19 protein-coding genes are annotated in these 18,189 nt (G+C 62.3%); 8 read left to right on the forward strand and 11 right to left on the reverse strand.

The window, feature by feature from the left end; all coding sequences use genetic code 11:
• Nucleotides 1-27 precede the first annotated feature (27 nt).
• Nucleotides 28-435 (forward strand): hypothetical protein, encoded by a 408-nt coding sequence (locus tag ACMHYJ_RS16595; protein ID WP_414247264.1) that lies wholly within the window; start codon nucleotides 28-30, stop codon nucleotides 433-435.
• A gap of 173 nt (nucleotides 436-608) precedes the next feature.
• Nucleotides 609-1,883, forward strand: a complete 1,275-nt coding sequence (locus ACMHYJ_RS16600; protein WP_414247265.1) for a RelA/SpoT domain-containing protein — start codon at nucleotides 609-611, stop codon at nucleotides 1,881-1,883.
• A 294-nt stretch (nucleotides 1,884-2,177) separates the two neighbouring features.
• On the opposite strand, the gene ACMHYJ_RS16605 is transcribed toward ACMHYJ_RS16600, so the two are convergent.
• Nucleotides 2,178-3,623, reverse strand: a complete 1,446-nt coding sequence (locus tag ACMHYJ_RS16605; protein WP_414247266.1) for a PLP-dependent aminotransferase family protein — start codon at nucleotides 3,621-3,623, stop codon at nucleotides 2,178-2,180.
• A 108-nt stretch (nucleotides 3,624-3,731) separates the two neighbouring features.
• On the opposite strand from ACMHYJ_RS16605, the gene ACMHYJ_RS16610 reads away from it, so the two are divergent.
• A complete protein-coding gene (locus ACMHYJ_RS16610; RefSeq protein WP_414247267.1) occupies nucleotides 3,732-4,412 on the forward strand; it encodes a YczE/YyaS/YitT family protein in 681 nt (226 codons plus the stop codon).
• Nucleotides 4,413-4,479: 67 nt separating this feature from the next.
• Here ACMHYJ_RS16610 and ACMHYJ_RS16615 read toward each other — a convergent pair whose 3' ends face one another.
• Complete coding sequence (locus ACMHYJ_RS16615) at nucleotides 4,480-5,775, reverse strand: gallate dioxygenase (RefSeq protein ID WP_414247268.1); 1,296 nt, start codon at nucleotides 5,773-5,775, stop codon at nucleotides 4,480-4,482.
• Nucleotides 5,776-5,882: 107 nt separating this feature from the next.
• Here ACMHYJ_RS16615 and ACMHYJ_RS16620 point away from each other — a divergent pair, with 107 nt between their 5' ends.
• Nucleotides 5,883-6,836, forward strand: coding sequence for a LysR family transcriptional regulator (locus ACMHYJ_RS16620; RefSeq protein WP_414247269.1), 954 nt, complete (start codon nucleotides 5,883-5,885; stop codon nucleotides 6,834-6,836).
• Here the strand turns inward: ACMHYJ_RS16620 and queC are convergent.
• The gene (queC, locus tag ACMHYJ_RS16625; protein ID WP_414247270.1) at nucleotides 6,811-7,554 is read right to left on the reverse strand and encodes a 7-cyano-7-deazaguanine synthase QueC; all 744 of its coding nucleotides are present in this window, start codon (nucleotides 7,552-7,554) and stop codon (nucleotides 6,811-6,813) included. The two genes, ACMHYJ_RS16620 and queC, sit on opposite strands and share 26 nt — an antisense overlap.
• A complete protein-coding gene (locus ACMHYJ_RS16630) occupies nucleotides 7,551-8,225 on the reverse strand; it encodes a 7-cyano-7-deazaguanine/7-aminomethyl-7-deazaguanine transporter (RefSeq protein WP_414247271.1) in 675 nt (224 codons plus the stop codon). The genes queC and ACMHYJ_RS16630 overlap by 4 nt, the downstream gene beginning before the upstream one ends.
• A 225-nt stretch (nucleotides 8,226-8,450) precedes the next feature.
• Between ACMHYJ_RS16630 and ACMHYJ_RS16635 the strand changes: the two genes are divergently transcribed.
• Nucleotides 8,451-9,287, forward strand: a complete 837-nt coding sequence (locus tag ACMHYJ_RS16635) for a bifunctional allantoicase/(S)-ureidoglycine aminohydrolase (RefSeq protein ID WP_414247272.1) — start codon at nucleotides 8,451-8,453, stop codon at nucleotides 9,285-9,287.
• 64 nt (nucleotides 9,288-9,351) lie between these two features.
• Here ACMHYJ_RS16635 and ACMHYJ_RS16640 read toward each other — a convergent pair whose 3' ends face one another.
• The 4 genes from ACMHYJ_RS16640 to ACMHYJ_RS16655 form a co-directional block, all read right to left on the reverse strand.
• Nucleotides 9,352-10,218 carry a LysR family transcriptional regulator gene (locus ACMHYJ_RS16640; protein ID WP_414247273.1) on the reverse strand — a complete coding sequence of 289 codons (867 nt, stop codon included), beginning with the start codon at nucleotides 10,216-10,218 and terminating at the stop codon, nucleotides 9,352-9,354.
• A complete protein-coding gene (locus tag ACMHYJ_RS16645; protein ID WP_414247274.1) occupies nucleotides 10,218-10,643 on the reverse strand; it encodes a VOC family protein in 426 nt (141 codons plus the stop codon). Before ACMHYJ_RS16645 ends, ACMHYJ_RS16640 begins: the two co-directional genes overlap by 1 nt.
• Complete coding sequence (gene fhuF / locus ACMHYJ_RS16650) at nucleotides 10,640-11,491, reverse strand: siderophore-iron reductase FhuF (RefSeq protein ID WP_414247275.1); 852 nt, start codon at nucleotides 11,489-11,491, stop codon at nucleotides 10,640-10,642. Before fhuF ends, ACMHYJ_RS16645 begins: the two co-directional genes overlap by 4 nt.
• An 85-nt stretch (nucleotides 11,492-11,576) precedes the next feature.
• A complete protein-coding gene (locus tag ACMHYJ_RS16655) occupies nucleotides 11,577-12,476 on the reverse strand; it encodes a LysR family transcriptional regulator ArgP (RefSeq protein WP_414247276.1) in 900 nt (299 codons plus the stop codon).
• Nucleotides 12,477-12,586: 110 nt separating this feature from the next.
• Between ACMHYJ_RS16655 and ACMHYJ_RS16660 the strand changes: the two genes are divergently transcribed.
• The 3 genes from ACMHYJ_RS16660 (at nucleotide 12,587) to ACMHYJ_RS16670 (ending at nucleotide 15,218) form a co-directional block, all read left to right on the forward strand.
• Entirely contained in the window at nucleotides 12,587-13,204 is a 618-nt protein-coding gene (locus tag ACMHYJ_RS16660; protein ID WP_414247277.1) for a LysE/ArgO family amino acid transporter, read from the forward strand.
• Nucleotides 13,205-13,348: 144 nt separating this feature from the next.
• Nucleotides 13,349-14,413: a Dyp-type peroxidase gene (locus ACMHYJ_RS16665; RefSeq protein WP_414247282.1), complete on the forward strand. Its 1,065-nt coding sequence runs from the start codon at nucleotides 13,349-13,351 to the stop codon at nucleotides 14,411-14,413.
• A complete protein-coding gene (locus ACMHYJ_RS16670; RefSeq protein WP_414247278.1) occupies nucleotides 14,406-15,218 on the forward strand; it encodes a family 1 encapsulin nanocompartment shell protein in 813 nt (270 codons plus the stop codon). Before ACMHYJ_RS16665 ends, ACMHYJ_RS16670 begins: the two co-directional genes overlap by 8 nt.
• Here ACMHYJ_RS16670 and ACMHYJ_RS16675 read toward each other — a convergent pair.
• The 3 genes from ACMHYJ_RS16675 to ACMHYJ_RS16685 form a co-directional block, all read right to left on the reverse strand.
• Complete coding sequence (locus tag ACMHYJ_RS16675) at nucleotides 15,104-16,612, reverse strand: sensor histidine kinase (RefSeq protein ID WP_414247279.1); 1,509 nt, start codon at nucleotides 16,610-16,612, stop codon at nucleotides 15,104-15,106. The genes ACMHYJ_RS16670 and ACMHYJ_RS16675 overlap by 115 nt on opposite strands.
• Nucleotides 16,588-17,253, reverse strand: a complete 666-nt coding sequence (locus tag ACMHYJ_RS16680; protein ID WP_414247280.1) for a response regulator transcription factor — start codon at nucleotides 17,251-17,253, stop codon at nucleotides 16,588-16,590. Before ACMHYJ_RS16680 ends, ACMHYJ_RS16675 begins: the two co-directional genes overlap by 25 nt.
• Nucleotides 17,254-17,307: 54 nt before the next feature.
• A partial coding sequence (locus ACMHYJ_RS16685; RefSeq protein WP_414247281.1) for a methyltransferase family protein occupies nucleotides 17,308-18,189 on the reverse strand: 882 nt, incomplete at its 5' end.

Below are 18,189 nucleotides of genomic sequence, written 5' to 3' on the forward strand. Positions count from 1 at the left end.
CAAGAATGAAAACCATTGATTTATAAGGTGAACAGCCAAAGAAAACCGCCCGTAGGCGGTGAAGTGTTGAAGTCAGGCGGGCAGGCCGTGCAGTCCGTTGAATACCGTAGCTCAGGCGTCATCTTCGACGTTCGGCCTGTTGTGAAGGAAGGGATCATCGACCTGGACATTACGCAGCAGCTTTCCAACTTCGTGAAGACGACAACCGGCGTCAATAACTCGCCTACGTTGACCAAGCGGGAACTGAAAACGAAGGTGGGCATGCAGGATGGCGATGTGATCGTGCTGGGTGGCCTAACGGAAAGCAAGGACACCAATACGCGGGATGGGTTGAGCTTTTTGCCGCGCTTCCTGCATACTACTGGCTATGAACAGTCCAGTAGTGAAATTCTGCTAGTGCTTCAGGTTCAGCGGGTGCTTGGACAGGAGCCTTAACCTTTGGCCATTGCTAAGGATTGGGTGCTGAGAGCTTTACGACGGAGAGAAATTTTCGGGCATAATTTTTATTATGTACTAATGCAAAATTTTTGTATGTCAGACTGCCTGCAACAGTAAAGCCATCGAAAATATCAAAATACAGCACAAAATAAACCTAAATAAATAAGACAATGAAACTATCAAAAAGCAGAATAGATAAATCAGGGTTGGCCCTGGCAAAAAACAAATATAAGGACGAGATTGAGTTTATAGAATCGGAAGATGTCTTTGATGAGTACAGAAAAAGACACTTAAGCCCACTATCAAAAACCACACTTGAAATTCAAAAAATGCTCTCGAGCTATGGTGCGGATTATTATATTGCTCATCGCCTAAAAAGAAAGCCTCAGATATTAAGAAAACTTAATAGGCTTAGCGTTCGCTTAACTCAACTGCAAGACATCGGTGGCTGCCGAATTATCGTTCCGAAAAATAGAGATGTAAATCATATTTTTGAATTCTTAAAGAAAAAATCCGAACATGAAGCCGGCTTTAATATCGTAAAAATTACTGATTACCGCGAAAAGGGAAGGGATGATACCGGATACAGGTCGCTTCATGTCATTATGGGGCGCGATGGCTTTAATTTAGAGCTTCAGATTAGAAGTAGAATACAACACTATTGGTCTGAAAGCATCGAAAGAACATCGGTTATTTATGGGCATTACATAAAAGAAAAAGAAGGCGATCCCGAGGTTATTTATTACTTCAAGACTCTTTCTGATGTTTTTTATGAAATTGAATCAGGGAGAGAGCCTTCGTCAGCTCAAAAAATAAAAATTGATGCACTAAGGGAAGAGTGCGAAAAAATCATAACACAATCAGATAAAAGAAAGGTTTTTGATAGTTTTGTTGACGAGGGGGTTATTAAAACCCTAACGGAAAAAGAATCTAAAAATCCAAGCGGCCTAAAAAATTGGATATTAATATTTGATTGGAATCAGGGGTGCTTTGTGAGTTGGGATATTGTCAGCCAAGATCCCAGCGAGGCAGTGGATACATACATTCACTATGAGAACATGTATCCCTCACATGATGGGTATGAAGTTGTCCTAATTGGATCGTCCGAGATCGCAACTGTCCGCCAAACCCACAGCCACTACTTCGGGATAGAAAGCTATACCAATATACTTGAAAGTTTGGATTCATCCATTGTGGGATTTACCAGAAAAATTGACATTGACATAGGAGCAAGGCAAATTATTGATTGCTTACAAAGAAGGCACTTCTGGGGCAAAAAAACAGTATCTGGAGATACATTGAAAAATCATTTTTGCAAAAACGTCCTGACCTTCGATGCTTCTCTTCAAACACTTATTGGCAGGAAGTTGATAATTCAATCCAGCCTTAATTCTGGATATTCATTAAATATAAGCAAAAAATCAGAAATAGAACAGTATTTATAAACTCTTAAACTTTCATTCCCCCCCCCCCCCGTTTTTTTTCAATCCAAACCCAATGGGGTATTGAATATCCAAAGGCAGAACCAATACTGTCAACTAAGTGTCAACCACAATGAAGCATATAGTCGACCAAATGCCTCAATGGGTATGGTAAGTACTTGTTTTTATAAGCAATGTCGATTATTGGAGTGAAAGGTAGTTGATTGCAAATCCGTATACACCGGTTCGGTTCCGGCTTGCGCCTCCAGTTTTGCAAACGGCTTGTGTCCTTGGCACAGGCCGTTTTTTCTGGGTTTTTCAGGCCATGACCAGGCGAATCCGGCCGTTGTGGTGATCCGGGCGGGCAGCGGGCGAGTGGGCGGCCAGGCCGTGCCAGGCCGCGGCGATCCGCTCGACGGCCTGTTGCAGATCGGGCACCGGCCGGGACCACGGCAGGCGGATGAACGCATCCAGGCCCCCGTTGGGTGAAAACACGGGGCCCGGCGTGACGGCCACTTGCTGGGCCGCCACGGCGGCGGCCAGCGCCGTGGCCCCCCGGTGCGGCAGTTCGCACCACAGGGCCAGCCCGCCCGCCGGCGGGATGAAGCGCCAATCGGGCAGATGGGCGGCCACGGCGCGCACCAGGGCGTCGCGTTGTGCGCGCAGGCGCTGGATTTGCCCGGGCGACACGGGGCCGTGGCGCTGCAAATGCGTGGCAGCCAGCTGTTCGACGATGGGCACCCCGAGATCCAGAGACATCCGCGCCCGCGTCAGCGGCCCCACCGTAGTTTGCGGGGCGCGAATCCAGCCGATGCGCAGCCCGCCCCAAAAGACCTTGCTCATGCTGCCCAGCGTGATGGTGTCGGGGTTGAAACAGGCAAAGGGCGGGGGCATGGCCTGGCCGTCCAGGGCCAGCGCCTGGTGGGTCTCGTCCACGATGGGCACCGTCCCGTGAGTTTGCAGGCATTGTCCCAACTGGCGGCGCTGCGCCGTCCCCATCACGGCGCCGGTCGGGTTCTGGAAGTCCGGGATCAGGTAGGCGAAATCGGGGGCGATCTGCCGGATCGTGTGCATCAGGCCGGCCATGTCCCAGCCGCCGGCGTCCAGCGGGGTTTCGTGCAGCTGCAGCCCCGCCGCCCGGAGGGTTTCCGCCGCATTGGGGTAGGTGGGCGATTCGATCAGGGCGTGTCCCCGCCGGGGAGCCAGGGCCCGCACCACGATGCTGGCGGCGGTCAGCGCCCCGGGGGTGACGATGATCTGTTCCGGGCTGGTGGGCAAGCCGCGGGCCTGGTATGTTGCCGCGATGGCTTCCTGCAGCACCGGCAGGCCGGAGGGAAAGTATCCGTGTCCGCTGAGATAGGAGGGCAGGGCGGCCAAGGCCGCCGTGTAGGCCGCCATGACTTCCGCCGGGGCCGAGTCGGCCGCGCAGCTGAGGTCGATCCAGCTTTCGCCGGCCCCGCCGGCCACCAGGACGCGGTCGTGCGCCTGCCTGCGCCCGCCCGGCACCGCGGTATAGGTGCCGGATCCCTGGATGGCGCGCGCGTAGCCGCTGTCGCACAACAGGGCGTAGGCGCGGGTAATGGTGGTGCGCGACAGCCCCAGGGCCGTGGCGAGCGCGCGTTCGCTGGGCAGGCGCACCGCCAGCGGGATGCGGCCGTCGCCGACCAGCAGCGTGAGCTTGTCGGCCAGGCCCGCATAGGCCGTGCCCGGGGGCAGCGCGCCGACCAGGATGCCGACCTGGCGGGCAGAAATGGATTCTTTCATAGAGGCCACTTTCTTATGATTGGCTATTTAAAATCAGGCCAATTATGGGCAAGATGGATATCGAAGTAAACCCCGAACGTCATCCATAGACCTGTACCGAGATCCGCCATGAAGACATCGATTCAACTTGCCCAGCTTGGGCCACTCGAACAATTGCGCACCGGGCGGCTGGCCAGGCGCCTGAGTCAGCTGATGATCGGGCTGGTGTTCTATGGCGTGTCCATGGGCATGATGATTCGCGGCAGCCTGGGCCTGGCCCCCTGGGATGCCTTGCACATCGGCTTGACGCATTATTTTCCCGTCAGCTTCGCCTGGGTGTTCATCACCGTGTCGTTCCTTGTGCTGCTGCTGTGGGTGCCGTTGCGCGAAATCCCCGGCATCGGCACCATCGCCAATGCAATCACCATCGGGGTGGCCACGGATTTGACCATGCGGATGCTGGATACCCCGGATCAGTTTATCGGCCGCTTGGCGTTGACCGTGGGCGGCGTGCTGTTGTGCGGTCTGGGGTCGGCGCTGTATATCGGTGTGCAGCTGGGGCGCGGCCCCCGCGATGGCCTGATGACGGGCCTGCACCGGGTGACGGGCCTGTCGCTGCGTCTGGTGCGCACCGCCTTGGAGGTCTCGGTGCTGCTGGTCGGGTTGCTGCTGGGCGGCGTGGGGCTGTTTGGCATCGGCACGATCCTGTTCGCCCTGCTGATTGGCCCCTTGACGCAGGCCATGCTGCCCTGGACGATGATCGCCGTGGACACCGCCCCCCCGCCCGCCGCCGGCGTGCCGTCGGCCTAGACATTATGCCTAGTGTGCTGTTTGGCGCGGACAGCACACCAGCGTCCGGCTTTGCGTGGGCAGGGTGTTAACGCGCGGCCTGGTTCGCGCTGTCCATGGCGCGCGCCTGGTCGCCGCCGGCCACCGAATAGGTCATGGGCACTTTGCGGGTGGCCAGGAAGGCCTCCAGCGATTCGCCCCGGAAAGCGGCATAGACCTCGGGGTTGGACACGCCCAGCACCGCCGCCATTTTTTCCAGCACGAAGAAGCTGACCCCTCGCCGGACCATGTCGATCCACCGGCGGTTGCGGATCAGGTCTTTTTCCTCGTCGCTCAGTCCGTGTTCGTCGGCCAGGGCGTCGAAATCGTGCTTGAAGCGGTCGCGGTGTTCCGGCTGGACGAGGGCGTGCAAGAAGCGGTTGATGCGGAAATTGGCCTGGCTGCGGGCGTGGGTGAAGGGGTAGGATCCCGGGATATCGCCGACCCCTTCCAGTTCGTGGGCGATGTGCTGGCGGTAGGCCGCCACGGCGGCCGGGTCGGGCGCATCGCCCAGGTCTTCAAAGATCAGCGTGGCGATATTGGTGACCGAGGGGGCGTAGGTTTGCCGATGCAGTCGGCGCACCTGGTCGGACAGGGCGCCGCGCATGATCAGCCACATGACGGCTTCCGCGCCTTCCATGCCGCTTTTGGCCGCGAATTCCGCAATCCGCATATCTACCAGTTTTTCCGGGTCATTTTCCAGCAGATCCAGGAACTCGTGATCCCAGGCTTCGTCGATGAAGCCGGCGCGTTCGCCGTGCACCTGGTGCGACAGACCGCCGGTGGCCATGATGGCGACGTTCAAGTCCTCGGGGTAGCTTTCCACCGCTTTGCGCAGGGTCTTGCCCAGCTTCCACATGCGTTTCGCGCTGGGGATGGGGAACTGCAGCACCCCCACTTGCAGCGGCACGATCCGGCCCGCCCAGGGGCCCTGGGCATCGCCCAGCATGGACAGCGGCGACAGCACGCCGTGGTCGACCGGCTTGCCCTGGAAGACCGACAGGTCGAATTCGTCCGCCATCATGGACATGGCGATGTGCTGCGACAGCCCCAGGTGGCCGTGCGCCGGGGCCACGTCGCGCGGGCCGCCGCCTTCGTCCGCCGCCCGGTAGCAGTCGTCGATGCCCAGTGCGAAGGCGGAATAATGGTCGAAGAAAAACGAGGTGACGTGATCGTTGTAGATCATGAAAATCACGTCGATTTTTTGTTCCCGAACCCAGGCGCGGATGTGATCGAAACCGTCGAAGATGGGCTTCCAGGCGGGGCTGTCCTGCTTGCCGGTGTCCTTGGCGTAGCCGATGGTGGGGGAATGCGAGGCGCCGATGCCGCCGATGATGCGAGCCATATTGTGTCTCCTGGAAATGTCCGGTGGGGAAGACATCATCTTAGGGATAGACGAAATACTGATCAATAATCTATTTTTGTACGTTTTGTTCAGATTTATGAACGATAATGCACACGATGATGAAATGGAATCTGGACGATCTGCCCATCTTTGCCGCCGTCATCCGCCAGGGGGGCATCTCCGCCGCCGCGCGCGAACTCGGCATGCCGAAATCCACCGTCAGCACTGCCCTGACGCGGCTGGAACAGGGGCTGGGCCTGCGCCTGCTCGACCGCTCGTCGCGCAGCCTGCGCGTGACGGCCGAGGGCGAGGCCTTTCACCGTCAGGCCCAGCTCATCCTGGATCAGGCGCGCGAAGCGGACGACCTGATGGCCGGGTTGGGGGCGGTGCCGACAGGCCGTGTTTCGGTCGCTTTGCCGCCGGCCTTCAGCCTGGATGTGCTGGCGCCCCGGCTGCTGGCGTTCCGGGCCCGCTATCCCGGGCTGGAACTGGACATCGTCGTCACCAGCCAGGGCGCCGCCCTGGTGCGGGATCGTGTCGACCTGGCGGTGGTCGTGGGGGCGCTGCAGGACAGCGAACTGGTGTCCCGCACCCTGATCGAAGGAAAACTGATCTGGGTGGCCAGCCCCGCCTGGCTGGCCGACCATCCCTTGGGCGAGACACTGGACGCCGTGCGCGCGCAAATCCAGATCTGCGAAACGCGCTATGCCCAGCGGCGCATGCCGGTCACGGTGCATGGGGAAAGCGCCTGCCTGGATCTGAGCAAGGGCGTCATCCGGGTGAATGATCCGCTGGTCGTGCTGCGCACCGTCATGGCCGGCGGCGGGGTGGCCATGCTGCCCCACCAGTATTGCGTCGGCCCCCTGGCGGCGGGCCGGATCGTCGAGGTCTTGCCGCACGTCCGGCTGGGCCGTGCCAGCGCGCGCCTGACCGCAGTCTATTCCAGCCGTCGCCTGCTGTCGCCCCGCGTGCGGGTGCTGTTGGATTTTCTGGTGGACGCGTGCCAGGATCTGGCCCGTCCGGCGCAGGGGGGCTTCAGCCCGGAATGGCCCGGGGCGTAGGCTGCAGGCGGGCGACCCACTGGCGGTAGCCCTGGGCCCGCAGCCGGCAGGCGGGGCATTCGCCGCAGCCGTATCCCCAGGCGTGCAGCGTGCTGCGCTGGTTCAGGTAGCAGGTGTGCGTTTCTGTGCGGATCAGCTCGACCAGCGGCGCGCCGCCCAACTGGTGGGCCAGCTGCCAGGCGTCGGCCTTGTCCCGCCACATCAGCGGGGTTTCCAGAGTCAAGGGCCGGTCGATCCCCAGGCTGAGGGCCACCTGCAGGGCCTTGAGCGTGTTGTCGCGGCAGTCCGGGTAGCCGGAATAGTCGGTTTGCGACATGCCGCCCACCAGAACATCAAGCCCGCGCCGGTAGGCCAGGGCCGATGCCAGGGTGAAGAACAGCAGGTTGCGGCCCGGCACGAAGGTATTGGGCAGGCCATCGGCCTGGGTGGCGATGGCGATGTCGTCCGTCATGGCGCTTGCGCCCAGCTGCTTGAGCACGTCGACATCCAGCAGGTGGTCGTCGCCCAGGCGCGCGGCCCAGCCGGGCCGCAGTGCGACGATGCGGCTGCGCAGCGTGGCGCGGCAGTCCAGTTCGACCCGATGCCGCTGCCCGTAGTCGAAGCCGATGGTTTCGACGTGCGGAAACCGGGCCAGCGCCCAGGCCAGGCAGGTGGTGGAGTCCTGTCCGCCGGAGAACAGAACCAGTGCGCGGCGGCCGGCCGGGGCGGCGGGGCTCATAGCGCGGCGGCCCGGGGGGCGGTGCGCGCGGGCTGCATGATGCGGATGATGGCATTGAGCACAATGCCGTACAGCGGGACGAACAGCAGCAGGCTGACCGCGAGTTTGATGGCGTAGTCGACCAGCGCGATCTCGGCCCAGTGCTGGGCCATGAAGGCGTTGCTGCTGTGCCAGAAAGCGATCCAGAAAAACGCCAGGGTATCCAGCGCCTGCCCCAGCACGGCCGAAGCGGCGGGCGCCACCCACCAGGCCACGCCGCTGCGGCGGATGCGGTCGAAAACCTGGACGTCCAGCAACTGCCCCAGCACATAGGCCATGAAGCTGGCCAGGGCGATTCGGAAGACGAAGGTGTCGAACCGGGCCAGGGCGTCCAGGCCGCTGAACAGGCCTTCGTTGAACAGCACGGAGACAATGTACGAGGCGATGAGCGCGGGCACCATGGCGCGTGCAATGACCCGGCGAGCGGCGTGCTTGCCGATCAGGCGGACGGTGAGGTCGGTGGCCAGGAAAATAAAGGGGAAGCTGAAGGCGCCCCAGGTGCTGTGAAAGCCCAGCAGGGTGATGGGCAACTGCACCAGGTAGTTGCTGGCGATGATGATGAAAACATGAAAAGCCACCAGCAGAGCCAGGTAGCGGGCGGTGCGCGCGGGCGCGACGATGGGAGTAGCCATGAAAACCTTTTTGGTGGATGGGGTGAGGGAACCCATGGGATAGCGTGTCGCAGGGATTATACCGTGCCGCCTGACCGGTTCGTTGTATTCATAAATTAAATATATGAATTTTGATATTTAATTTGTAAATATATGGCGGGTTCGATATGGTAGGGGCGTTTCCTTGGACGGCTCAGGCCGCGTCGCCGACCCGTCCGGGCTTTCTTGATTTTCCAGGAGTTTCCCATGTCCACGACCTACTATGCGCCGCACGGCGGCCATCCCCCCCAGACCGATCTGCTGACCGATCGCGCCATGTTCACCGAAGCCTATGCGGTCATCCCCAAGGGCGTGGTGCGCGACATCGTGACCAGTCATTTGCCGTTCTGGGACCATACCCGCCTGTGGGTGCTGGCGCGTCCGCTGACGGGCTTTGCCGAGACCTTTTCCCAGTACATCGTGGAAGTCGGCGCGGGCGGCGGCAGCGACCGGCCCGAACTCGATCCACTGGCCGAAGGCGTGCTGTTCGTGGTCGAAGGCGAAATGGAAGTCACCCTGGATGGCACGGCCCACGCCATGAAGGCGGGCGGCTATGCCTTCATCCCGCCCGCGTCCCGCTGGTCCTTGCGCAATCGCGGCGATGCGGCGGTGCGCTTCCATTGGATTCGCAAGCGCTACCAGGTGGTGGACGGGCTGGCCGCGCCCGAGGCTTTCTTCACCAACGAGCAGGACGTCGAGCCCATCGCCATGCCGGATACCGAGGGCCGCTGGGTCACCACGCGTTTCGTGGACATGGCCGACATGCGGCACGACATGCACGTCAATATCGTCACCTTCCAGCCCGGCGGCATCATCCCGTTCGCTGAAACCCATGTGATGGAACATGGCCTGTACGTCCTGGAAGGGCAGGCCGTGTATCGCCTGAACCAGGACTGGGTCGAGGTGCAGGCGGGCGACTTTATGTGGCTGCGCGCCTTCTGCCCGCAGGCCTGCTATGCCGGCGGCCCCAAGCCCTTCCGCTATCTGCTGTACAAGGACGTCAACCGCCATGCCCCGTTGACGCTGGGCGGCCTGGGCGGCTGACCGTCTTGCCTTCGGCGTGAGGCCGCCGCCCGGGCGGCCCGGTTGCCTTCCGGTGCCCGGCGCTTCAGCTGTCCTGTTCGCCGGTGTCTTCCGCCAGCATGGCGGCCAGCGCCGCCGCCAGCGCCTGGGTCATGGCGTTGGCCGTTGGCCGGTGCATCAGCGCGATCTCGTAGTGTTCCACCGGTGGCAGGCCGTGCCGGGCGTCCAGCACCGTGTGTTCGGGCGTCACGGTGCGCTGCGGCAGCAGGCTGATGCCCAGGCCCGCCGCCACGGCGCTTTGGATGCCGTTCAGGCTGGAGCAGGTGTATGCGATGCGCCAGGCGCGTCCCATGGCCTCGATGGCGCGGATCAGGTCGTCCCGGTACAGGCCCCTGGGCGGGAAGACCACCAGGGGGATCGGGTCCAGCGGCAGGCAAGGGTGCTGCGCACTGTCGATCCAGGCCAGGGATTCGGCGTGCCGGGTGATGGCGCCGCGGCTGTGGCGGCGCTGTTTGATCAGGATCAGATCCAGTTCGCCCCGGTCGAAGCGGGTGCTCAGTTCGGCGCACAGCCCGCTGGTGATTTCCAGCTTGACCAGGGGATGCTGCCGGCTGAAGTCCGCCAATACCCGGGTCGTGCGGCGGGCGATGAAGTCTTCGGGCACGCCCAGCCGGACGGTGGCGGCGACGGCCGTGCCGGCCAGTACGTCCAGGATTTGTTCGTTCAGGGCCAGTAGGTGGCGGGCGTGGCTCAACAGGGCCTGGCCGGCCTCGGTGGGCAGGACGGTCCGGTTGCCGCGATCCAGCAGGCGGTGGCCCGTCATGTCTTCCAGCCGGCGGATCTTCTGGCTGATGGTGGACTGGGTGGAATGCAGGCGCCCGGCGGCGGCGGTGAAGCTGCCGTGATCCACCACGGTAATGAAGGCACGCAGCAGATCCAGATCGAAAAGCATTATTTGGCGAACAGCTGGCTCATGTCCTTGAAGGCCTTGAATTCCAGGGCATTGCCACAGGGGTCGAGCAGGAACATGGTGGCTTGCTCGCCCACCTGGCCTTTGAAGCGGATGTAGGGTTCGATGACGAACGAAATGCCGAAGGATTTCAGGCGTTCGGCCAGGGCTTCCCATTGCCCCCATTCCAGCACGATGCCAAAGTGCGGCACCGGCACATCGTGGCCGTCCACGGGGTTGGTGTGGGCGTGGTCTTGGGCAGTGGTTCTGGGGTGTTCGTGGATGACCAACTGGTGGCCATAGAAATCGAAGTCCACCCATTGCGCGCTGGATCGGCCTTCGGCAAGACCGAAAACCTCGCCGTAGAAGCGGCGCGCCGCAGGCAGGTCGTAGACCGGGATGGCCAGATGGAAAGGGGATAGGCTCATAAGGCACCTTTTCGTGGAATTGGAGCGTGGGGGGTTGAAGCCGCCCGGCGGCTTCCCGGGCGCTGCGCGCTGCGATCCGCCGCGCCTGCAGCGCCAGATGACAGCGTATCACTATCCCCATGTGCGCGGTGCGGGTGCAGGCGGGGGCAGTCGCCGCAAAGTTCGATGCCCGGCAGCCGGTAGTACAGGCAGCACAACCGGCGCACACGCACTGTCGCGCCGGTGTGCGGGTCGGTTTGGTAGCGCACGGATCCGCAGACGGGGTTGGGGCCGCCATCGCTCAGGGCGGGCGCGTCCAACATGGCCGCCAGCGCTTGCCGCAAGCCGGCGTGGGCCCGGGGATGCGGGCGCAGCTGGCAGGCCAGGTATTCCAGCAGGTTGCCCAGATTGTTCCAGAATACCCGGGGCGCGGTGCGGGATGCCTGCGCCAGGGCCTGGATGACGGGCCGGGCCAGCCTGAGCGGGTATTCGCTCGCGGCGGGCGCTTCCTGGTCGCGCACGGTGGGCGCTTCTGCGGCCCAATGCAGGCCGCAGGCGCCGGGGCCGGCCGTGATGCGCACCGCGCGCGGCGCCGGGCAGGCGCGCTGCAGCACCAGGGCGGCGACCAGCGGCGTCATGACCGTATGAAAATACCAGCGCGACCAGAGCGAGGCGATGGCATGCGGGTCGCCGCCGGGATGGCCTGCGTCGGCGGCAAAGGCCGCCAGCTGTGCGGCGAGCCGATCTGGTTCGTGCAGCGTTGCATCGCGCAGCCAGCCGTCCCCCCGGGGCAGTTTCTCCAGGGCGGGGAGCGGCAGGGCGAGGTGTGCGTCGCTTTGCAGTTCGCGGATCAGCTCACGGGTCAACATCGGAATCGGTAGCTTCTGGTCGGGTTGATGCTGCGCGCCGCAGCCTTGGGCGTCCAGTATAGAGAAATCGTCGCCGATGGCCGGGTCAGGCAGGGTGCAGGATATCGCCGGCCGCTTTCAACAGCGCCGCCCCAAGCCTTTGCAGCGTGTCGGAGCGGACGGCGGCATACTGCCAGTAAAGCGGGACGTCGAGCCAGTGGCCGGGCGCGATGACTTCGATCCGCTTTTGTTCCCGCGCCGGGGCCAGCAGTGCATCGGGGACAAGACACCACCCCAAGCCCAGCTCGACCGCTTCGATCACGCCTGTCGGCGTGGGCAGATAGTGAATGGGAGGATTCAGACGCGCCGGCGTGATGCGGCGAATGAACCGCCACTGCAGTTCATCCTTGCGATTGAACACGATGATCGGCGCGCGTGAGAACGCGGCGGCATGCACGCCGCCGCCGAAGTAGCGGGCGGCAAATCGAGGGGAGGCAATCGCGTGGTATCGCATGACGCCAAGGGGCCGGACGCTGCAGCCTTGCAGCGGCGCGGCCTCGGCCGTCACGGCGCCGAGTACCGTGCCGTTTCTCAGGAAATCGAGCGTGTGATCCTGGTCGTCCACGTGCAGGTCAAAAAGATCGCCGTGCCGCGCATGCAGCCGGGACAGCGCGGGGAGAAACCAGGTCGCCAGGGAATCGCCGTTGACGGCAATGGCGATCGGGCGTTGCGGCGCCGCCGCGCCTTCGTCGGCCAGGAAGTCCGCCAAGGCCTCGACTTCCAGAACCTGCATCGGCCGGACGCGGCGCAGCAGCCTTTCGCCGGCCGGCGTGGGGCGGCAGGGGGCCTGGCGCACAAGCAGCACCTGGCCCAGGCGGTTTTCCAGTGCCTTGATCCGTTGCGACACGGCGGATGACGTCACAGAGAGGCGCTGTGCGGCGGCTTCGAAACTGCCTTCTTCCAGGACGGCGGCGAAGGCGGCCAGTTGCGGATGGATCAAGCCCATGGTCTGCTCTATGATTAGATTTTCTTGATCATATCAAGAATAAATAGCTTTTCTAATTAAGCGGGCCAAGGCAAGATGGCGGCCATTGCTCACTAATCCCGGGTTTTCGAATGATTCTTGCCGCCGCCTTCGCCGGCTTCGTGACCAGCGCCGGTCTCATCATCGCCATTGGCGCCCAGAATGCGTTCGTCCTGCGGCAGGGGCTCCAGCGCAAGCACATCGGCGTCGTCATCGCGGCCTCCTCACTTGGCGACATCGTCTTGATCGCGTGCGGCATTGCCGGGGTTGGCGTGCTGGTTCGGGAATGGCCGGCGCTCATGCAGGTGCTGCGATTCGGCGGCGCCGCATTTCTGGGGGTATACGGCCTGAAGGCCGCCTTTCGCGCCTGGCAGGGGGCGGGCAACCTGGCTTCCGCCCGATCCGGCCTCGCCGGCCGGCGCCAGGCCCTGTTGGCCTCGCTGGCCTTTACCTTCCTCAATCCGCATGCGTATCTCGACACCATGGTGCTGCTCGGGGGCTTGTCCACCCGCTACCTGGGGGTGGGCCAGTGGGCCTTTGGCCTGGGGGCGTGCGCCGCCAGCATCGTCTGGTTCTCGACGCTGGGTTATGGCTCGCGCTGGTTGCGGCCGGTTTTCGCCAACCCGAAGGCGTGGCGGGTGCTGGACGCCGTGATTGCCGTATTCATGCTGGCGCTGTGTTTGTTGTTGCTGGTGCAGCCGCTGGCGTGAGCGGGCCAGGCCATGCGGCGCTGCCGCATGCGGCGTTGTGCGCGGCGCGGCGCGGCGGCGGCCGGTTGTTCCGCGGCCAATGTCCTGGTTCCGCAGGGAAAACCGCCGCCAAGAACCCATGCATTGCGGGGTAAACTGTCCACCTTGGCCCACCGACCCCGCAAGGAGAGCGCTTTGCCTTCCGCAACGCACCAGCCCGTTGATACGCCGTTGACCCAGGCGGCGATGTTCCTCGTCCTGACCATCCATCCCGAACCTGGGGCCCTGGGTGCGGTGCGCGCGCTTTGCTCGGACCTGCCCGCCTTGCTGCGTTCGGTCGGTTTCCGCGATTTCGATGGCCGTTTGTCCTGTATCCTGGGCTTTGGTTCCGAGGCTTGGGACGGCCTGTTCGGTTCGCCCCGCCCCAATGAACTGCATCCGTTCAAGGAAATCCAGGGTGTGCACCACGCGGTGTCCACACCGGGCGATATGCTGCTGCATATTCGCGCCACGCGGATGGATCTGTGTTTTGAACTGGCCAGGCAGGTGATCTCGCGGCTGGGCGATGCCGTCGCCGTCGTGGATGAAACGCACGGCTTCAAGTATTTCGATGCCCGCGACCTGATCGGCTTCGTGGATGGTTCGGAGAATCCCACTGGCGCCGAGGCGGTGGCGGCAACCGTGATCGGCGACGAAGACTGCGCTTTCGCGGGTGGCAGCTATGTGATCGTGCAAAAGTACCTGCATGATCTGGATGGCTGGAACGCGTTGCCGGTGGAAATGCAGGAAAAAATCATTGGCCGCAACAAGCAAACGAACATCGAGCTCGATGATGATGTCAAGCCGACCTGGGCGCACAATGCGCTGACCGTGATTGAAGAAGACGGCGAGGAACTGGACATCGTGCGCAGCAACATGCCGTTCGGCGAGGTGGGCAAAGGGGAATTCGGCACCTATTTCATTGGATACGCCAAATCTCCGCGCCGCATCGAGCAGATGCTGGAAAACATGTTCGTGGGCCGTCCGCCGGGCAACTACGATCGGCTGCTGGATTTCAGCCGCGCCGTCACAGGGTCGCTGTTTTTCGTCCCTTCAACTGATTTTCTGGATGCCGTGACGCCGGACGGTGCGCCACAAACGCAGCCGCCCGCTGAAACCTTGCCGAGCAACAGTGCGACCGATGGTTCACTGGGCATCGGTTCACTCAAAGGAGAGCCCTCGCATGAATAACCTGCACCGCGAACTGGCGCCGATATCGGCTGCCGCCTGGGGACAAATCGAAGAAGAAGCCGCGCGCACACTGAAGCGCTATCTTGCCGCGCGGCGTGTCGTGGACGTCATCGGCCCGCAAGGGGCCGCCTTTGCCGCGGTGGGCACCGGCCACCTCAAGGAGATCGACTCCGCCGATAGCGGCGTGCGGGCCGCACAGCACCAGGTTCAGGCGCTGGTGGAGTTGCGTGTGCCATTCGAGTTGTCGCGTCAGACACTCGATGACGTCGAGCGCGGTGCCGATGATCCCGACCTGCAGCCGCTCAAGGATGCCGCGCGCAAGATCGCTTATGCCGAGGATCGGGCCGTGTTCGACGGCTACCCAGCCGCTGGAATACAAGGCATCCGTCCCAACGCCGACAACACGGCGGTGGCGCTGCCACAAGACCTCGGCCATTATCCATCCGCCGTGGCGCAGGCACTCAGCCAGCTGCGCTTGGCCGGCGTCAATGGCCCCTATATCCTGGTGCTTGGCGAGAAGGCATTTGCCGCCGTCGGCGGCGCCAGCGACGAAGGATATCCCCTGCTCAAACATATCCGGCCACTGCTGGACGGCGATGTCATCTGGGCGCCGGGCATCGAAGGCGGTGTGCTGCTCAGTACGCGGGGCGGCGACTTTTCGCTGCATTTGGGCCAGGATATGTCGATCGGCTATTTATCCCATACGGACAGCGTGGTGCATTTGTATCTGCAAGAGAGCTTCACCTTCCGCTTGCTGTCCCCCGAGGCCGCCGTGCCGTTGACGGCCGCGCCATCCAGGACATAAAGCGCATCCTCGACCAGAAGTCCGCCGGGTTGTGGCGCTGCGGGGTGTGGGATCTCTATCACGATGGTGAGGCCGTTCTGGGCTGCTGGATTCGTGAAATCGAGTTGGATGCTGGCGTTCAGGCGTTCCGCGATGGCTTTGACGATAGCAAGGCCCAGGCCGGCACCGATCTGCTCGGAACCCAGAATCCGATGGAAGGCATCGAAGACGCGTTCCCGTTCTTCCAGTGGGATCCCGGGGCCCGTATCGGCGATGCGGATGACGGCGCCTTGCGGGCCATCTTCGGCAGAAAGATCCACCCGGCCGTCTGAGGGCGTGTAGCGAATCGCATTGTCCACCAGGTTTTTGACCATGGTGTAGAGATCCAGCTTATTGGCCCGGATGGCAACGTCGGGGCCATCGAGCACGCCGAGATCGATATGTTTCACCTTCGCAAGCGGCATGAGGTCTTCAAGCACCGATCGGTAGGTGTTCCGTATGGACACCGCCTGCTCGGGGCGATCGGTCGCCGTCTGTGCTCTGGACAAGCTCAGAAGTTGATTCAGGAGGTTGCGCGCGCGCCGAATGCCGTCTTGCAGGGTGTGCAGCCGCTCTCGGGCGACGTCCGGCATCTCCAGGTGTTCCAGGCGCTCGGCTTGCAGGGACAGGGCGGTCAGCGGCGAGCGAAGTTCATGAGCGGCATCGGCCACGAAACGCCGCTGGGCGGTGATGGAGTCGGTGACGCGGGCAAGGAGCCGGTTGATCGCGAGGATGAAGGGCCGCACCTCGGCAGGCAGGTGTCCATCGCGCACCGGGCGCAGATCGTCTTCTGCGCGGGTGTCGATTTGTCGGGAAAGCTCGGTGATGGGCCTGAACATCCTGCGGATGAGTTGGGCGATGATGATGAGCAGCACCGGGATGAGGATCAGAAAGGGCAACAAGGTGTCCAGTGCGCTTCTGTATGCGATTTCATCGCGTGTGCTGGTTTCTTGAAAGATGGCGATTTTTCCGCCGATCTGGGTTGCTCTGACCAGTACGCGATAGGTTTCGCCCTTCCAGTCGACGGTATGCAGCCCGTCGGTGAGTGTGGCGGGCAGCGCCGGTATCTTGTTGCCGGACGCAGGCGGCGTGCGCGTTGACGCGTCGGCGCCAAGCGTCTGGATATAGACCGAGGAGTCGTAGTCTGGATCCTCCAATTCGATCCCGCCGGCGGGCGGTGTCCACCCCGGGCCGCTTTGTTCGGCGAGGGCCGCGATCTGGAACAGAACGTCGTCCTGCAGCTCCTGTGCCTGGTTGACGGCGGAGATGAACGAAAAGGCGCCCGCGGCCAGCGCGATGACAGTGATCGTCGCCGATAGGGAGAACGAAAGACGGTATTGGACGGATCTGCTCAACCGCTCTTTGAGACCATCCATCCGAGCCCCCTCACGTTTTCAATGACGTTGCTGCCGAGTTTTTTACGCAGCGAATGGATGATGTATTCGATGGCGTTGCTTTCCACTGCTTCGCCCCAGCCATAGATGTGATCCTCCAGGTTGCTGCGCGAGAGGATGGCGCCGGGGCGGGCGAGCAGCGCGCGCAGCAGGGCGAATTCACGGGCCGTCAGGCGTACCGGCGCCCGTCCTGGCGCAGCCGCTTCGCGAGTGACCGGATCCAGGGACACACTGCCATTGGTCAGAATGGGGGCGCCCTTGCCTTCTTTGCGCCGCAACACCGCCCGCATGCGCGCCAGAAGCTCCTCCATATCGAAGGGCTTCAGGATATAGTCGTCCGCACCGCTGTCCAACCCGAGCAGACGATCACTCAGGGCATCGCGCGCGGTCAGGATCAGAATCGGCACTGGGTCGCCGTGCGCCCGGAGGGCATGCAGCACGTCATAGCCATCTTTGCCCGGCAATCCCAAGTCAAGCAGGATCAGGTCATAGGGGTGGGTCGTGGCCGCCGTGTTGGCGGCAAGGCCGTCTTTGACCCAGTCTACGGCATAGGCGGCCTCTTTGAGCGCATCCTGGACGGCGGCGCCGATCATGGGGTCGTCTTCGACCAGCAGCACCCTCAATTCGATCTCCTCTGGCTTGGTTCCGATATCACCGAGGCTAGCCGGTGGCACCGGTCAGAATAGCGAGACACGCACATGAATCCAGCCCACGCGTTGAGCGGCTTCGATTAACTCGAAAACGGGGATGGCAAGAAAGTAGGGCAAGGCATCACGAACCGTCTTCCACACGCCGTGGAGATCAACGGTGATGTGTTGCGGAGATCGCCAAAGAGACCACCGAGGGCAGAAGCGGGGCACATCCCGGCAATATACTTCAAAGGATTCGCCGAAAACCAGACGCAACAGGATTTCCTCTTCTCCCACAATCCAGCGGAAGACCAGGTAGGCGGCACTTGCGAGGATCAAGCCGATGATCAGACTCCCGGTCTGCAGGCCGATGCCCAAGACCGCCAGAATGGAAAAGACATACAAGGGGTTGCGGCTGACGGAATAGGGGCCTTCGGTCACGAGATCCGATCCCTTGCGCCCGCCCACGTACAGCATGCACGCAGTACGGCCGAGTATCGCCAGGATAATGAATGCCAAGCCGAGCCATTCCAGGCCCTGGTTTTCAAAGCTGGCCTCGGGCCATGCCGAACCCACCCACAAGAGCGCGCACAATGCGATGGCGGCCAGCCAGCCCAATGCCCGGCGGCGCCTGACCTGCGAATGTGCGAGATGTTCCCAAGTGGTGTCGATTGTGTTCCTGGCCCCGCAGAAGGCGAAGCGCGAAGGGGGGGCCGATTGCTCATCCACAGTGGTGTACCTTGTCTCTTTGCAAAGGGTGAAGATTATTCCTGAAGACTTAGGAGAGACTGAGGACGGCTGTGTGGCGCAGCGGCTCTGGTTTGCCCTGGCCCTCGAAAGGGGGGGGCGCTCCTTGATGTCAACGCCGACTGAAAACTGACCCACTTTCGTCGGAATCGTCGGAGTAAATCTGACCCACCCCGGCGTCCA

The organism is Castellaniella hirudinis (assembly GCF_047468865.1).
Lineage (GTDB): Bacteria > Pseudomonadota > Gammaproteobacteria > Burkholderiales > Burkholderiaceae_B > Castellaniella > Castellaniella hirudinis_A.

Coding starts and splice junctions, on each gene's coding strand:
- fhuF (WP_414247275.1), bottom strand. CDS start 11,491: ATGTTGACCCGTGAGCTGATCCGCGAACTGCAAAGCGACGCACACCTC.
- ACMHYJ_RS16620 (WP_414247269.1), top strand. CDS start 5,883: ATGCACACGATGATGAAATGGAATCTGGACGATCTGCCCATCTTTGCC.
- ACMHYJ_RS16655 (WP_414247276.1), bottom strand. CDS start 12,476: ATGGGCTTGATCCATCCGCAACTGGCCGCCTTCGCCGCCGTCCTGGAA.
- ACMHYJ_RS16660 (WP_414247277.1), top strand. CDS start 12,587: ATGATTCTTGCCGCCGCCTTCGCCGGCTTCGTGACCAGCGCCGGTCTC.
- ACMHYJ_RS16635 (WP_414247272.1), top strand. CDS start 8,451: ATGTCCACGACCTACTATGCGCCGCACGGCGGCCATCCCCCCCAGACC.
- ACMHYJ_RS16600 (WP_414247265.1), top strand. CDS start 609: ATGAAACTATCAAAAAGCAGAATAGATAAATCAGGGTTGGCCCTGGCA.
- ACMHYJ_RS16645 (WP_414247274.1), bottom strand. CDS start 10,643: ATGAGCCTATCCCCTTTCCATCTGGCCATCCCGGTCTACGACCTGCCT.
- queC (WP_414247270.1), bottom strand. CDS start 7,554: ATGAGCCCCGCCGCCCCGGCCGGCCGCCGCGCACTGGTTCTGTTCTCC.
- ACMHYJ_RS16675 (WP_414247279.1), bottom strand. CDS start 16,612: ATGGATGGTCTCAAAGAGCGGTTGAGCAGATCCGTCCAATACCGTCTT.
- ACMHYJ_RS16640 (WP_414247273.1), bottom strand. CDS start 10,218: ATGCTTTTCGATCTGGATCTGCTGCGTGCCTTCATTACCGTGGTGGAT.
- ACMHYJ_RS16610 (WP_414247267.1), top strand. CDS start 3,732: ATGAAGACATCGATTCAACTTGCCCAGCTTGGGCCACTCGAACAATTG.
- ACMHYJ_RS16615 (WP_414247268.1), bottom strand. CDS start 5,775: ATGGCTCGCATCATCGGCGGCATCGGCGCCTCGCATTCCCCCACCATC.
- ACMHYJ_RS16605 (WP_414247266.1), bottom strand. CDS start 3,623: ATGAAAGAATCCATTTCTGCCCGCCAGGTCGGCATCCTGGTCGGCGCG.
- ACMHYJ_RS16630 (WP_414247271.1), bottom strand. CDS start 8,225: ATGGCTACTCCCATCGTCGCGCCCGCGCGCACCGCCCGCTACCTGGCT.
- ACMHYJ_RS16670 (WP_414247278.1), top strand. CDS start 14,406: ATGAATAACCTGCACCGCGAACTGGCGCCGATATCGGCTGCCGCCTGG.